The organism is Lentilactobacillus kefiri (assembly GCF_009739535.1).
GTDB classification, from domain to species: Bacteria; Bacillota; Bacilli; order Lactobacillales; family Lactobacillaceae; genus Lentilactobacillus; species Lentilactobacillus kefiri.
On record NZ_CP029971.1, the window covers coordinates 1,269,054 to 1,284,529 of the forward strand.

13 protein-coding genes and 2 pseudogenes are annotated in these 15,476 nt (G+C 41.8%); 9 read left to right on the forward strand and 6 right to left on the reverse strand.

Features of this window, described 5'->3' with window-relative positions:
* Positions 1–28: 28 nt before the first annotated feature.
* Positions 29–1,405, reverse strand: a pseudogene (locus DNL43_RS06050) (glutamate--cysteine ligase).
* Between the two features lie 156 nt (positions 1,406–1,561).
* Here DNL43_RS06050 and DNL43_RS06055 point away from each other — a divergent pair.
* Both DNL43_RS06055 and DNL43_RS06060 read left to right on the forward strand, forming a co-directional pair.
* A complete protein-coding gene (locus DNL43_RS06055; RefSeq protein ID WP_056983065.1) occupies positions 1,562–3,313 on the forward strand; it encodes an ABC transporter ATP-binding protein in 1,752 nt (583 codons plus the stop codon).
* Positions 3,313–5,109 carry an ABC transporter ATP-binding protein gene (locus DNL43_RS06060; RefSeq protein ID WP_056983067.1) on the forward strand — a complete coding sequence of 599 codons (1,797 nt, stop codon included), beginning with the start codon at positions 3,313–3,315 and terminating at the stop codon, positions 5,107–5,109. The genes DNL43_RS06055 and DNL43_RS06060 overlap by 1 nt, the downstream gene beginning before the upstream one ends.
* A gap of 103 nt (positions 5,110–5,212) precedes the next feature.
* On the opposite strand, the pseudogene DNL43_RS06065 reads toward DNL43_RS06060, so the two are convergent.
* A pseudogene (locus tag DNL43_RS06065) lies at positions 5,213–5,646 on the reverse strand (Hsp20/alpha crystallin family protein).
* 155 nt (positions 5,647–5,801) lie between these two features.
* The gene (locus tag DNL43_RS06070; RefSeq protein WP_056983069.1) at positions 5,802–6,236 is read right to left on the reverse strand and encodes an Hsp20/alpha crystallin family protein; all 435 of its coding nucleotides are present in this window, start codon (positions 6,234–6,236) and stop codon (positions 5,802–5,804) included.
* Between the two features lie 260 nt (positions 6,237–6,496).
* On the opposite strand from DNL43_RS06070, the gene DNL43_RS06075 reads away from it, so the two are divergent.
* Positions 6,497–7,186, forward strand: coding sequence for a matrixin family metalloprotease (locus DNL43_RS06075; protein ID WP_109249157.1), 690 nt, complete (start codon positions 6,497–6,499; stop codon positions 7,184–7,186).
* 76 nt (positions 7,187–7,262) lie between these two features.
* On the opposite strand, the gene DNL43_RS06080 is transcribed toward DNL43_RS06075, so the two are convergent.
* Positions 7,263–7,967, reverse strand: coding sequence for a VIT1/CCC1 transporter family protein (locus DNL43_RS06080; protein ID WP_054768754.1), 705 nt, complete (start codon positions 7,965–7,967; stop codon positions 7,263–7,265).
* A gap of 26 nt (positions 7,968–7,993) precedes the next feature.
* Entirely contained in the window at positions 7,994–8,674 is a 681-nt protein-coding gene (locus tag DNL43_RS06085) for a VIT1/CCC1 transporter family protein (RefSeq protein ID WP_056983073.1), read from the reverse strand.
* Between the two features lie 203 nt (positions 8,675–8,877).
* Here DNL43_RS06085 and DNL43_RS06090 point away from each other — a divergent pair, with 203 nt between their 5' ends.
* The 6 genes from DNL43_RS06090 to DNL43_RS06115 all read left to right on the forward strand — a co-directional run bounded on the left by DNL43_RS06090 (position 8,878) and on the right by DNL43_RS06115 (position 14,567).
* Positions 8,878–9,627, forward strand: a complete 750-nt coding sequence (locus tag DNL43_RS06090; protein WP_054768752.1) for an NADPH-dependent oxidoreductase — start codon at positions 8,878–8,880, stop codon at positions 9,625–9,627.
* Positions 9,628–9,976: 349 nt separating this feature from the next.
* Positions 9,977–10,639 carry an amino acid ABC transporter permease gene (locus tag DNL43_RS06095; protein WP_056983075.1) on the forward strand — a complete coding sequence of 221 codons (663 nt, stop codon included), beginning with the start codon at positions 9,977–9,979 and terminating at the stop codon, positions 10,637–10,639.
* Positions 10,620–11,309: an amino acid ABC transporter permease gene (locus DNL43_RS06100; protein ID WP_054768751.1), complete on the forward strand. Its 690-nt coding sequence runs from the start codon at positions 10,620–10,622 to the stop codon at positions 11,307–11,309. The genes DNL43_RS06095 and DNL43_RS06100 overlap by 20 nt, the downstream gene beginning before the upstream one ends.
* Positions 11,302–12,042, forward strand: a complete 741-nt coding sequence (locus DNL43_RS06105; RefSeq protein ID WP_054768750.1) for an amino acid ABC transporter ATP-binding protein — start codon at positions 11,302–11,304, stop codon at positions 12,040–12,042. Before DNL43_RS06100 ends, DNL43_RS06105 begins: the two co-directional genes overlap by 8 nt.
* 18 nt (positions 12,043–12,060) lie before the next feature.
* Positions 12,061–12,915, forward strand: a complete 855-nt coding sequence (locus tag DNL43_RS06110; protein ID WP_054768749.1) for a transporter substrate-binding domain-containing protein — start codon at positions 12,061–12,063, stop codon at positions 12,913–12,915.
* Between the two features lie 395 nt (positions 12,916–13,310).
* On the forward strand, positions 13,311–14,567 hold the full coding sequence (locus DNL43_RS06115) for an MFS transporter (RefSeq protein ID WP_056983076.1): 1,257 nt from the start codon (positions 13,311–13,313) through the stop codon (positions 14,565–14,567).
* 41 nt (positions 14,568–14,608) lie between these two features.
* Here the strand turns inward: DNL43_RS06115 and aroD are convergent, their stop codons facing one another.
* Positions 14,609–15,364 (reverse strand): type I 3-dehydroquinate dehydratase, encoded by a 756-nt coding sequence (gene aroD, locus DNL43_RS06120; RefSeq protein ID WP_054768748.1) that lies wholly within the window; start codon positions 15,362–15,364, stop codon positions 14,609–14,611.
* Positions 15,365–15,476 lie beyond the last annotated feature (112 nt).

The following is a 15,476-nucleotide window of genomic DNA, read 5'->3' on the forward strand; positions in this document are numbered from 1 at the left end:
TTTTGATTGTTGTCAACATAAAATTGTTTTATTTCTTATCTTTTGCTTTACCGGGTTCCCAACTGCCCTTAAATAGTTCTTTCTCCAAGTCATTTGCCGTTAGTTCGGCGTTGCTTTCAAAGCCTTTGAATGGCCGAATTGACTGGAGGGCGGATTGTTGGTACCGCTTGGCTCGTTTGATCGCATATTCTTCTAGCGACCCATCCTTCAAGTGGGTAATCAATTTCGCACTTGGGGTTGTCAATGGGTTCTCTACCCGATCTTGGAGATCCTGAAGTTCTTCTTGATATTCGGGGCCAAGCTGAATCTTGTTGGAATACATTTCCAGACTTTGTAAAAATGCCCGGGCATTTGCCTGGTATTTTGAAACATCGTTTGGATGTTCTTCGGAAACTTCCTCATTCATTTTATCCGAACGGGCAATGACTTTCTCCACTTCATCCGCGTTCATTGCCGGAGACATGATGAAGTAACTGGCCATTAAACGGATGAACCGTAACGTATTAGTTCTAATCCCCACCGAACTGCTGGGGTCAAGATCAAGCATTCTTAACTCAAGGTACTTCACGCCGGTCTTTGGCAACTAACTGAGATTCGAATTTCCCTTAAACCGAACGGCACCGTGAAATTCATAATCTGAAATTAATTTACCGTCGGCAACTCCCTTTTCAATTCGGTTGACGTATCGCTGGACGTTGGTATAATCTCCCGCAAATGGATTGCCAAACCCATGTGAACTCTGACGAATACTTCTGATAGGTGCTTTGGGGCCTTTACCAGGATCAAAATAATTTGCCTCGGCTATCGGGCTTGCGCCAAACAGATATGTAATGACCCAGCGGTAACGTAGAAATCCTTGGGCAATCTTGGCATACAAATAATTTTGAAGGTCAATTTTAGATTTAAATCGATCATTCATGTTGGCTAAAACTAAATCAAAAATGTGAGGATCAATACTCAAGTTGATGTGGGCACCACATGGGGTTCCATGAGAGAAGCCATGGCGTTTCAGCCACTCTTTTAAGTAAGCCTCTTTTTTGGGACCCATTTTGGCCAGTGGAATTTTGCTCTTGTCCTTAGGCAACCGTGGCGGCATTGATAAGGGCCACAACAGTTCACCAGGAGATAGCGCTGTTCGTAAGGCGTTATTGATGTTGAATAAATAATGCATCGCGTCCAATGCATGGGCAGCCGGTGGTGTGACGACCTCAGACATTGTTTCCAAGAAATCGTTGGTAATCCATGGATTGGTTTGTTCGTCGCCAGCTCCAGCGGGATAGGGCTCTTGGCTTAAATTCCCGTTCTCATCGACTCGCTGCATTTCAATTTCGATCCCCATGGTAAAATCCGATGTTTTCGCAACGGCTTCATTGTCGAATATTAATTGACCAATTTCACTAAACATAGCATTCCTCCTATTCTAATTGATTAGAATTTGATGATAATTGATGTCAAAATAGTAACACTATAACCATTTATAAGCAATGCTAACAGTGTTATAAATATGAGTTTTGTGCTAAAATTATTTTATTTAATTAATTTCTAATTTAGAGGTGGAATCATGAGTATATTTGTTAAGCTGGGCTGGTACTTCAAGCGGGAATGGAAAATCTACCTGGTTGGTTTATTTGGCTTGCTGCTGACGGCACTGGTCGGAATTGTTCCGCCACGAATCATTGGTAACTTGGTCGATTCAATTCATGATGGAAAGTTGACAGCTAAATATCTCATTGGTTTGCTGATTGTCCTGACAATTGTGTCTTTTGCCCAATATGGCGCCCGGTATTTGTGGCGAACCGCTATTTGGGGAGAAGCTGCTAAATTGGAAAAAGTGTTGAGAAATCGATTGTTCTTTCATTACACCAGCATGGATCATGAGTTTTTCCAACGATACCGAACTGGGGATCTGATGGCTCATGCTACCAACGATTTGTCAGCTATTCAGCGAGTTGCCGGTGGTGGAATTTTACAGTTTGCCGATTCTATGATTACTGGTGGAACGACTTTGATTGCGATGATTACGCTGATTGATTGGCGTCTAACGTTAATCGCAATTGTCCCGTTCCCACTATTGGCAGTGATGTCCAGATTCTTGGGAAGCAAAATGCATGTTGCATTCAGAAATTCTCAAGCTGCTTTTTCACGACTGAATAATAAGGGTGAAGAAAGTATTACGGGTATCAAGGTGATTAAAGGCCTTGGTCAACAGAAAGAGGATATGCAGGATTTTGACAATCAAGTTGCCAAAACCATCAAGATCAACCGACGGGTAAATTATCTTGATTCGCTGTTTGATCCAATGACGACAATGATTATTGCATTATCCTATGTGATCACGATCGTTTACGGTGGTTACTTGGTCACAAACGGCACGATTACAATCGGTTCTCTGGTTTCCTTCGTTTCGTACTTGGCAATGATGATTTGGCCGATGTTTGCCGTTGGAATGCTGTTTAACACGTTGGAACGTGGAAATGCCAGCTATGACCGGGTGATGGACCTGATTAATGAAAAGACGAAAGTAATCGATGATCCAAATGGTGTGACCACGCAGCCAAAAGGTGAAATTGATTATGATATTAAACGATTCTCTTATCCGAATGATAAACGAATTGCATTGGAAAATATCAACTTTAAAGTTCCATCTGGCAAAACGGTTGGCTTGGTTGGTAAGGTTGGTTCCGGGAAAAGTACGATTCTGCGGCTCATCTTGCGCCAATTTGATAACTATGAAGGGACAATCAAGTTTGGCGGAATCGACATCAAAAAGTATAAGATGGATGCTCTAATTCCCGCGATTGGTTATGTCTCACAGGATACCTTCCTATTCTCTGAAAGTATTCGCGAAAATATTCGTTTTGCCCGTCCTGATGCAACTCAGGAAGAAGTTGAAGAAGCTGCCAAGAAGAGTGATCTTTATGATCAAATTCAATCGATGCCGGATGGCTATGATACAGCCGTTGGTGAAGAGGGAATTTCATTATCCGGTGGTCAGCGACAACGACTTTCGATTGCCAGAGCATTATTGATCAATCCTGAATTATTGATTTTGGATGATGCTTTGTCGGCGGTTGATGCGGAAACGGAAACTCAAATTTTGGAAAACCTCCACGCAGAACGTTCGGATAAAACAACGATTATTTCTGCTCATCGGCTAAGTTCGGTCATGAATGCCGATGAAATATTGGTTATCGATGACGGCAGAATTGTGGAACGCGGAACGCATGATCAACTCATGCAGCGTGGTGGTTGGTACCATGAAATGTTTGAGCGTCAAGAATTGGAAACCAAAGTGAAGGGAGGCAACAAGTAATGGCCAGTTCATCAAAGCACCAGTCTGCTTGGTCGAAATCAATTCCGGTTAGACAACAGATGCATATTATTTGGCGGCTGTTTAAATATGCTGCCCCCTATAAATGGTATTTTTACTTTTCAGTTGTGTTTGCGATTGCGGTTGCCATTGTCAATATTCTCTTGCCAAGAATCATTCAGACTTATATGGATAGTCACTTGGTAGTTGGCAACGTAGACTTTGAAATGATGTGGTTCTTTGCCGGCCTATACTTCTTTGGGATGCTGACGAAGGCCGTGATGCAGTTTGCTCAAACCTATCTTTATGAGATGGGGGCTGAGTATATGCTTGAAAACACCAGACGCAAACTGTTTGCAAAACTGCACACCTTGGGAATGCGATATTTCGATCAAACGCCCAGCGGTTCAATCCTGTCTCGATTGACAAATGATACCATGGCGTTCGCAAACTTTTGGGCGTTGTTCAGTAGTTTGGTTGTCACGATTTCGGCAATGGTTTCGTCATTTGTGGCAATGTATTTCGCAGATACCAAAATAGCGTTGTGGCTGTTAGTATTTATGCCGTTTCTATTTGTAACCGTTTGGTACTATCAGCGGTATAGTACCCGGGTTTATCGACGGATGCGGGAACGCTTGAGTCTGTTAAACGCTAAATTGGCTGAAGGAATTACCGGTATCAGTGTGGTTCAGCAGTTTCGTCAAGAAAAACGGATTAATCATGAATTTAGCGAAACCAACCAGCAGTATTACGATACCCGGCAGGCGATGATTCGGATCAACTCCTTACTGTTGAATCCAATTATTAACTTGTTTTATGCATTAGGAACAGTCTTGGCATTGGGGATGTTTGGTGTTCGCGGTCTGCATGGTTACGTTGCTGCCGGTATCATTTACGCATTCATCACCTATCTGTCCAACTTCTATAACCCAATGTCTCAAATGATGGATCGTTTAAGTGACTTCCAAGATGGTGTGGTTGCCGGTTCTCGAGTCTTACGGATTATGGATGATCAAACCTATGAACCTCAACAACACGTTGACCCCAAGGCAACCATTACCTGTGGGAAAATTGAATTTCGACACGTGACATTTTCATATGATGGTGAAAATGATGTTCTTCATGATATTTCATTTGTTGCCCAACCTGGTCAGACCATTGCACTAGTTGGTGAAACCGGTAGTGGTAAGACGTCGATGATTAATATTTTGATGCGCTTTTATGAATTTGGTAAAGGCGAGATTTTGATTGATGATCGGGACATTCGGGATTATTCTATCCAGGAGCTTCGTAAAAAAATGGGACTGGTTCTCCAGGAACCATTCATGTTTTATGGAACGGTTGCATCAAATATCCGGATGTTTAATAAAGAAGTAACCGACCAGGAGGTTCGCGATGCCGCCCACTTTGTTCAAGCAGATCGATTCATTGAAGACCTACCTGACGCATATGATTCTCGAGTGATCGAACGGGGAGCCAGCTATTCCAGTGGTCAAAGACAGTTGATTTCCTTTGCTCGGACATTGGTAACTGATCCGAAGATCTTAATTTTGGATGAGGCAACCGCAAACATTGATACGGAAACCGAACAGATTATCCAAACCGGGTTGGCACGACTCCAAGAAGGCCGAACGACAATTGCAATTGCCCACCGACTTTCGACCATTCAAAATGCGGATCTGATTTTGGTACTTGAATCAGGACGGATTGTTGAACGGGGAACCAATGATGAATTGTTGGCCAAGCATGGCTTTTATTATGATATGATTCAACTTCAAAACTCAGCTCATCTTGATTAGAGTGCCCAGCAAGCGGCCGAGGTTGGCTTGCGTAGCACGTTTAGGCAAAAAAAATGCACTCCGGAATGAAATCCGAAGTGCATTTTTATATTATAGCAATCGATTATTGAATCTCAATTTGTCCGTTGTCTTCGTGAGTATCTGCAGCTTTTGGCAATGTGATGGTTAATACACCATTCATTACTTGAGCTGAGATGTTGTCACGATCGACACCCGGTAATTCGTAAGTTCTGGACATTACGCCATGGCTGCGTTCGCTGGCAACGACACGGCCTTTTTCGTCCTTCTTTTCAGAATCACGTTGTTGGTCAATACTGATTGCCAAGTCTCCATGTTGATATGCCAAGTGAATGTTCTTCTTATCAATGCCTGGAACATCAATCTTCATAACATAATCCTTGTCATTTTCGGTAATGTCGGTCTTCAGATCACCATTTACCATGTAGTCATTGTCTGCATCAGTTGGGGTGAAGAAGCGACGTGCCAAAGTATCAAAGAATGGATCCATTGCGAAACGGTCATTAATTCATTTGCCATAATATCTATCTCCTTTGTTGATTATTAATAAGATACGTTAATAAGCGTCAAAGGTGGTGGGACGGGGTCTTTGAATCACGTTCCCCCAAATGAAGCTTTACTGAAGTTTCAAAAGCTAGTTGCCTGCATCCCTACCAACCACTCCAAAACTTTAATTAGTCAATATCAATATTTCCAGTTGTATCTTCGCTTTCAGTTAGCTTTGGTAATGTAACGTTCAAAACACCATTATCAATGTGGGCTGAAATATTTTCACGGTCAACACCAGGTAATTGATAGCTTCGTGACATTACGCCATGACTACGTTCACTGGCAATAACCTTGCCATTTTCATCTTTTTGTTCATTTGAATGTTCTTGGTTGATGTTAACTGAAAGAATGCCATCTTGATAATTCAGATGGATGTTGTTCTTGTCAACACCTGGAACATCAATCTTCAATGAGTAATCCTTATCGTTTTCGTTAATATCGGTCTTTAAATCACCGAAGTTTTCGTAATCCTTGTCGAAATCAGAAGGGCTAAAGAAACGATGAGCCATACGATCGAAGAACGGATCCAAATCGAAACGATTCATTAATTCATTTGCCATAATACCAATCTCCTTATTTTCGAAATTTATTAGTCGAGGTAACGGGAAACGATGCTTCATTCTTTTGCTCCTCCTTTACCTTTCATCTTCTATAGTAATCAGTTTTAAACAGAATGCCAGCATTTAGCAATCGAACGCTTAGAGTGCTAAAAATGTGCTGAACTGTGATTGATTTGATATGGTTTCGGACGCCACCAACCGCGTTGCTTCAGTAAATATGCTATGCTAAAGAAGTAAATAGAAAAGCAGAGTGAAGGTTAATGATGGAACGGTTGATCCCACAAAAACAGATTTGGAAAATGATTTTGATCCTGATTGTCACAATGATGTTGACTTTAATGTTGTTTCTAACCGAATTTTCTGCGCGGTTATCACCCGCATTGTTGAGTCAAAATAATCAGCCAACCCAACAAGTAGATGCAAGCCCAACTCCTGCCTATAATCCAAAAATCAATTTCCACTGGCCGTCAAGGACGATTTCCTATCATATTACTCACAACACGCCCGCCCATTTTCGTCGTGCTTGGCGGCGGGCAGTCAAAGCTTGGAATGCCGTGAATGTGGTTGATTTGATCTCCACTAATCATTACCAAAAAGCTGATATTATTTTAGGTGTGAAGAATTCCTACCATAGTGGTGGCGGGACCGTTGAGAATATTTCCGGCGGTGTTGTGGGTTATACCAGCGAAGAATTTGGTCATGTCAACGGTGTGCCATTATTTGTGCATCAAAACAAGAGTTACTTAGTGATCAGTTCGATGAAGCAGGCTCACTATGATGCTGTCAATGAACAGGCGAGTGTGGCCATGCATGAGTTGAGCCATGATCTCGGTTTGGAACACAGTGACAGTCCACATTCAATCATGCAGCAGGCAGCCCCAACGTACTTGTATAGTATTCCAGAAGTGGATGCCAAGCATCTTCAGCAGTTATATAAAGGCATCTCATAACTGGGTCAAAAAAAGCGTGAGTCCAAATATGGATTCACGCTTTTTTGAAAGTTTATAAAGTTATTTGATTCACGTCTTAGGCAGCTAACAAAATTCCTAGGGAATAGTGAATGATCATCGTAACAATTCCGACGATAACGTTTCGAATAATAGCTGTTTTAACTAATCCATTTCCAAGTCGGGCACTCAGATATCCGGTAATCCCAACTGACAAACAAACTGCCAGGATAGTTGCCGGCCATTGATAGGCGACTGGTGATAATGTCATTGCGACAAGTGGGAAAACACCACCCGCTGCGGCTGAAAATAGTGATGAAAATGCAGCGTTCCAAGGATCCATGTAATGTCCCAGATTCAAATCATATTTAACGTTGACGATTGTTTCCAGAGGCTTTTTACTCATTAAATCCTTGGCAATCTTATCAGAGGTTTCCTTTGAAACTCCTTGATCAACGTAATAATCGGAAACGACTGTCAGATCATTCTCATAATCTGTCTTTAAAAGTTTTTCTTCTTTTGCGACAACTGACTTTTCAGTATCCTTTTGGGTACTAACTGAAGCATATTCTCCTGAAGCCATTGAAAACGCGCAGGCAAGCAAATCGGCAAGCCCAGCGATGAAAATTGTAAATTGATTGGTTGTTGCTACGGCAACACTGAACAAAACACCAACAACGGTTAAGATACCATCATTTGAACCTAAAACGCCGGCTCGTAATGTGTTCAGCTTCTCTTCCATTGTTTGTGAATCTTTATTATTCTTGGATTTAGCACTGTCCATGCCAGTTCCTCCCATCTGTGATTAATTTATGAACCAATTAATGTTCCGATTGTGTAGGTAACCAACATGGTTAAGACACCGGAAACAATATTTCGAATCATTCCACGAGTCTTGTTGGCATTTCCCAATTGGGCAGCCGTGTATCCCGTGATTGCCAAGGCAATCACCACAGCGATAAAAGTTGCTGGAATTCGGATGGCTTTTGGAAACATTGTGATTGCTAATAGTGGTAGAATTGAACCTGTTGGAAATGAAATCATTGAAGCAATTGCGGCTGAAAGTGGGTTGGTATATTCACCAACGTTAAATCCATACTTTTGGCGGACAGTTGTTTTGACAGGATCTTTCGTCATCATTTCTTTAGTGGCTTGATGAGCCAGGTCCGTTGAAATTCCATCTCCCATGAGCTTGTGCTGAACGGTGTTAAACTCATTGTCATATGCTGAATTTAACGCAGCCTTTTGAAGACTGATGGCGTGACGCTGTGAATCCTTTTGGGTATTAACAGAAACAAATTCACCCATTGCCATTGAAACAGTCCCGGCGAGCATACCTGAAATACCAGAAATAAAAATTGCAAAATTGTTTGATGTCGCACCTGCAACACCGATAACGATACCAGCAACAGAGACAATGCCATCGTTGGCACCCATTACTGAAGCTCGTAAGACGTTAATTTTTTGAGAAAGCGATCTTTTTTTCGCCATTGTTTCACCTGCTTTGTAGTTTATAATCATTATTATCTAACGGCTTATATTCTAACCCATTAGTATTCAAATGTAAATTAAAAATACTGATATAATCGTATTTTTGAGCTGAATATCAAAAATAATCAAAAGAAAGCGCTAAATTAGAATAGCTATCAAATAATTAGCTAGACGTGATGAATTTAAAATTAGGAGAACATACAATGACCAATTCCATTCTAGAACAATTGACTCATCATAGAAGCATTCGTCACTTTGAAAATAAATCTTTAAGTTCAGAGCAGGTTGCCCAACTGGTTGATGCGGCTCAGCATGCATCGACCAGCACTTTTTCGCAACAGTACTCTATTATAAGTGTGACCGATCCGGAAACATTAAAACAGATTGCTAAAATTACGGGCCATGGCTGGATGTTAAACGCCGGCCATTATTTTGTGATGATTGCGGATCAGTATCGGAATCTGAAAATTGCTCAACAAAATGATGCGGACGCATATATTCTCCATACGACTGATAAGTTCTTAGCCAGTACTTTTGATGTGGCAATTGCCACTGAGAATATCATGGTTGCCGCTGAAAGCATGGGCCTCGGCGGAACAATCATGGGAAGTGTTTTAAATGATCCCCGAAAAATGATTGAGCTGTTGGATTTACCTGAATTGACTTTTCCACTATTGGGAATTGCTCTTGGTTATCCAAAAGACAAACCAGAATTGAAACCCAGGCTGCCAAAGTCAGCATTTCACTTCAGTAATCACTACAATCTGGGTGGAAACTTTCAGCCTGAGCTTTTACAGTATGATCAGCTGGTAAGCGAATATTATAAGGAACGAAGCACAAATGACAGAACGGAAACCTTTACCCATCATATTGTTTCCGAGTTGAGTCGAGGCCACGATGTTCGATCCGATCTGTTTGCGATCATTCGCGAACAGGGGCTTATGTTACATTAAAAGATTATGAGTAAAAACAGTTGACTTTTAAGGTATTAAACATTACATTATTAGGTAATCGATTGACAGTCATTTTGAATTTCACAATGTTGAAGAGAAGAGTAAGTTGATATCTCGGTAAAGCGACCACCGATAGTGAAAGGGTGGAGGGAATCAGCTGAAAGTGCGCTCGGAGTTGTGCGTTTGATATTAAATATGTATTTTAACGAGGCATCTTGAATTCTTTGTTTAGGATGCGAATAAAGGGTGGAACCACGGTAATTCGTCCCTGACAGCTGGCTATGCCAGTTGTTGGGGATTTTTTACGTTCAAATGATTGTTTAATAAATTTATGAGGAGATGATTGAAAATGAGCAGCTGGACTATTATCCAACAAAGCTTACCAGTGTTTATCAAGGGATTTGAACTGACCCTTTGGCTTTCACTTATTGGCATAATTGGATCCATCATTGTTGGATTAATTGTGAGCCTGCTTCAATATTTCAAAGTACCGGTTCTTCATCAGATTGCATCTGTCTACGTTGAGATATCAAGAAATACACCGTTGTTGATTCAGCTATTTTTCCTGTATTACGCATTCCCGGTTATTGGCATCAAATTTGGTGCCGAACTTTGTGGCATCATCGGATTGGTCTTTCTTGGCGGCAGTTACATGGCAGAAGGCTTTACCGGAGGCTTTAACGGTGTCTCCAAAGGTCAAATGGAATCCGGCAAGGCCATTGGGCTCAGCCGCTGGCAGCTTGCCAGATACATTGTCTTCCCACAAGGATTTTCATTAAGTGTTCCGGCAATGGCCGCTAATGTTATCTTTCTGATTAAGGAAACTTCAATTTTTACGGTGATTGCGATTCCTGAACTAACCAACACCGCGTTGGACTTGATTGGGATGTATTATCGTTCCAATGAGTACCTGTTTGTGCTTGTTATCGGTTATGCAATTATCTTGATTCCATTATCAATCGTTTTGACTTTACTAGAAAAGAGGGTTCGCTATGGATCATTCGGGAATTAGTGTTTTATTCGAAGGAACCAATTTTCAACGGCTGCTCGGCGGACTCTGGGTAACAGTTAGAATTGCGGCAGTCGCTTTGATTATCGGCTTAATTTTAGGAATCATGTTAGGGGTTTTACGAACGTTTAAGAATCGGCCGCTCAGAGTGATCTTGAGACTGTACCTTGAATTTTTCAGAATTGTTCCAACCGTTGTATTGCTATTTTTGTTCTATTACATTCTGCCGCGCCAGATGAATTTTAATTTACCAGGTGATCAATTGGCCACTTTGGTATTCGCATTGTGGGTTGCAGCAGAAATGAGTGATATTGTCCGTGGGGCACTCATCTCAGTTCCCCAGCATCAAAAAGAATCCGGTAAAGCAATTGGACTCAATCGTTATCAGTTGTACCGATATGTTCTGATCCCCCAAGCAATTAGCCTGGAAATTCCTGCGACCATTAACTTGGCCACCAGGGTGATCAAAACAACCTCATTGCTGATGCTGATTTCGGTCATGGATGTGATTAATATTGGTCAGCAAATTATCGAAGCTAATAATCACAGTCATCCAACTGGGGTATTCTGGGTTTACGGATTAATATTCCTGTTCTACTTTTTGATTGATTATCCACTTTCCTGGTGGGCAAAACGATTAGAGAAGAAGAGATTGGAGAGGGCAAATGGCTGAGCAGATATTACGAGTTGAACATCTAGAAAAATCTTATCAAAAGAAACATGTTTTACATGACATCAACTTTCATGTCGACAAAGGTGAAGTGGTGACGCTGCTGGGGCCATCCGGGTCTGGTAAGAGTACCTTGATTCGCTGCTTGAATGGATTGGAAGAATATCAGAAAGGTACCATTACTTTTGAGGGGAAAGAGATTGTTCCAACTGAGAAAAATTGGCAGCAGATTCGCCAAAAGATTGGCATGGTTTTCCAAAGTTACGATTTGTTCCCCAATCTGACCGTGATGGATAACATTTTGTTAGGTCCAACCAAGGTTCAAAAGCAGGATAAATTTGCTGCTAAAAAAGAAGCTCTGGATTTATTGAAGCGGGTTGGCCTGCAAGATTATGCCAACGTTTATCCACGCCAACTTTCCGGTGGCCAAAAGCAGCGGGTAGCGATTGTTCGTGCGCTTGCCCTTCATCCGGACTTCATGTTGTTTGATGAAGTAACCGCATCTCTGGATCCGGAAATGGTTCGCGGTATTCTTAATATCATTCAGGATTTGGCGGATGTTGATCATATGACAATGATTGTCGTGACCCATGAAATGAACTTTGCCCAGCAGATTGCCGACAAAGTGATTTTCCTGGAAGACGGTCACATTTTGGAGCAGACACCATCAAAACAGTTTTTCAGTGCACCACAAACCAAACGCGCACAAGAATTTTTAGACAGTATGGACTTTTAATTAAGGAGGAATTATTTCATGAAGAAGAGATCATTAACCAGATTAATTGCCGTTGTCAGTGTCTTCGCAACTTTATTATTGGTGTTGGCCGGCTGTGGGAACAGCAAGAAGTCAAGCTCACAAAGTAATAATCCGAGTTCCGTTCAACAAATCAAGAAAAACGGAACTATTCGGATTGCGGTTTTCGGTGATTTGCCACCTTATGGTTGGGTTAACAAGGATGGTAAACGAGTAGGTTACGATGTCACCTTGGCACACCGGGTTGCTAAAGACCTGGGTGTAAAGGTCAAGTTTGTTCAAGTAAATGCCAACAACCGTGTGGATGCATTAAATTCCAACAAGGTTGATTTGGTCCTTGCCAACTTTACGGTTACTCCGGAAAGAAAGCAGGTTATTGACTTTGCCAAGCCTTACATGAAGGTTTCCGTTGGAGTTGTTTCACCTAAGAGCAAGCCGATCACCAGTGCCAGCCAGCTTAAAGGCAAAAATGTGATTGTTACCAAGGGAACCACTGCTGAGAACTACTTCACTTCCAAGCAGCAAAATGTGAAATTGCTGAAGTTTGATTCCAAGACACAACAATTTAACGCTTTGAAGAATGGCCGTGGAGTTGCCCTTGCGGATGATAACTCATACTTGTACGCATGGTCAAAGAACAATCCTAAGTACACGGTTGGAATTAAGAGTATTGGACCAAAGTCTTACATTTCACCAGCTGTTAAGAAGGGCAACAAGTCACTCCTTAACTGGACCAATAAAGAAATCAACAAGTTAACCAAAGAAAGCTTCTTCGTAAAAGATTACAACTCACAATTGAAGCCATACTTTGGCAAAGAAGTTAAACCATCAGATATTGTTTTACCAGTTAAATAAATTCATTAAGCAGCCAGAGTTTAATTGTGGCTGCTTTTTTGTGATTTTGATGGGCTTCTCGATCATTAAAAACAAATTAGAGTTGACGAGATAATATTAATATTTTTTAATGTATTCAACATTTCAAGAAAGGAATTATACCAATGAATACTCAACTTCAACAACTGAATGCCTGGTATTACGGCTATGCATGGTTTAAGTAGCGCTCGTGAGATGCGAGCGCACAACGCGTTCGCGTCTAACCTGGGCAAAGTCGTAACTTTGTTGTTGCCAGCTAGACGCTAGAGTCTAGCTGGATGGGTATAATTTCTTAAGCGAGTGAATAAGAAATCAGCCAGCTGGATTCTAATATCCAGCTGGCTTTTTATTTACTTACATACTTGGGAGTGGTTACTATGACAAAATCAAATAAAAGAAGATTATCAATGGCACTATACCTGAATTACCTGGTTCACGGGATCGGATTAATTATCCTAACCCAGAATATGCAGGCCCTGGGCGGTTTCTGGCACGTTCCAATTGCGACTGTTTCTTATGTCATTTCTGGGATTGGAATTGGTAAGTTGATCGCCTACTTCTTGTTTGGCTACTTATCAGATCGTTTTGGCCGGAGAAAGTTGGTATTGACCGGTACATTGAGCTACATGGTATTTTTCATTGGGATTCCTTTTACCCATAACATCGCCATTGCGTACCTGTTTGCGATTGTTGCGGGGGTTGCCAATTCGGCACTGGACTCCGGAACTTACCCAACCTTTGTTGAAATGGGCGGTAATTCAAGTGCTTCAAATGTCTTCATTAAGGCCTTCATGAGCTTGGGTGAATTCATTCTTCCACTATTTATTGCGACCTTGGAAGCTCGTCAATTATGGTTTGGATGGTCATTTATTGGTGCACTGCTTGTCTTAGTCGTCAACCTGTTTGTCCTTCACGGTGCGCACTTTCCTGACAGAAACCACACTGATGAAGCGTTCAGTCAGGCTCACCAGTCACTTTCAAAAGCCCGCAGAGTTCTTGCAACCATCGCCCTGGCCTTGTATGGCTATACAACAATGGCCATCATGATCCTGTTTACGCAATGGATTAGTATGTTTGCAACGAAGGATCTTGGATACACCTCACTGGTTTCACATGGATTATTGTCGCTTTACAGTATTGGTTCCATCAGTGGGGTGATTGTGATGTTTACCTTGCTTAAGTTAAGCATTCCGGAAACCAAACTGTTGGTGGTCACGAATACAATCTCGCTGATTGCCTTGTTACTGGTCACCAACGCTTCAAACGTTATGTTGACATCAATTGGCTACTTTGTATTTGGATTCACGGCTGCTGGTGGGGTTATGCAGATTGCCCTCAATGTGTTGCTGAAGATGTTTCCAACCCATAAGGGTGTCATTACCGGAACTTACTTCACTTTTGGGAGTATTGCGACCTTTACGGTTCCAATCGTAACCGGAATCCTATCGAAAACTAGTATTCGATCGGTCATGGACTTTGATGTCATGATCGGAGTTATTGGAACTGGATTAGTGATTGTGACTTCCCTTGCTATCGGTACCGGCGGTGTATTCGCCAACGTCGGCCATTCGGTTGTATCATTCTTGCATATTGGCGCAAGCCCACTTGGTCAAGGACAGTCTAAAGATGAATAGCGACAAAAAGAGGAAACTGCAAACGTTGCAGTTTCCTCTTTTTATTTATCAAATATTTTCATTTCTCTACGAAGGGTTTCAATATCCATTTGGCCAGGGGCTGAAGCATCTCCAACTGTGGCGAAGCTCATGACTGAGCCGAACACAGGTGCAGTAACTCTTGAAATTTCGCCAAGATGACCCATTGAAATCGCAATGATCGGAATCTCTAATTTTTCGGATTCAATGCTGGTTGCTTTCATCAGTGTCAGCACATCTTTGAATTTGCGGGGCATGGCAGCGATTTTTGCAATATCAGCATTTTGACTCTGCATTTGTTCTAATATGTTGATGATTTCCAGTTCTGGGGGTGTTCCTTGGAATTCATGAGCACTCAAGATGACACTAATGTTGTGCCGGTGGGCCAAATAGATGAGTCGGCTAATGGTTGCTTCGTTAAAATGATCTTCGATATCCAACATATCCGTCAGCTGATTTTCAATAATTGATTGATAGAGTTTCATATATGCTTGTTCATCAATGACCAGCTGGCCGCCTTCTCCGGTTGTTCGGAATGTGGTTAGCAAAATGGTATCTCCTAAGATTGCTCGGACTTTTTGGGCAGTCTGGAGATAGGCCTCAGACTTCAGGACCTCATCGTAATAATCGATCCGCCATTCAATGGTGTCGGGCTTAAAGGCGATTGCGGCTTTGGCTTGTTCTTGGATTTCGACTGCGGTGTGGCCAGTGATTGGAACGGCAATTTTTGTTTTTCCGGTTTCAAAAGTTGTGTGACCAACAGTTGCTTTTGCACTCATTCTGCACGACCTTTCCATACGGATAGTTAACTAATTGCCCCAATTTTACCAATCTGGCTACATATCTGCAATATAAAAAAGCCTCCCAATCAGGAAGCTTTTTCGATCGTAT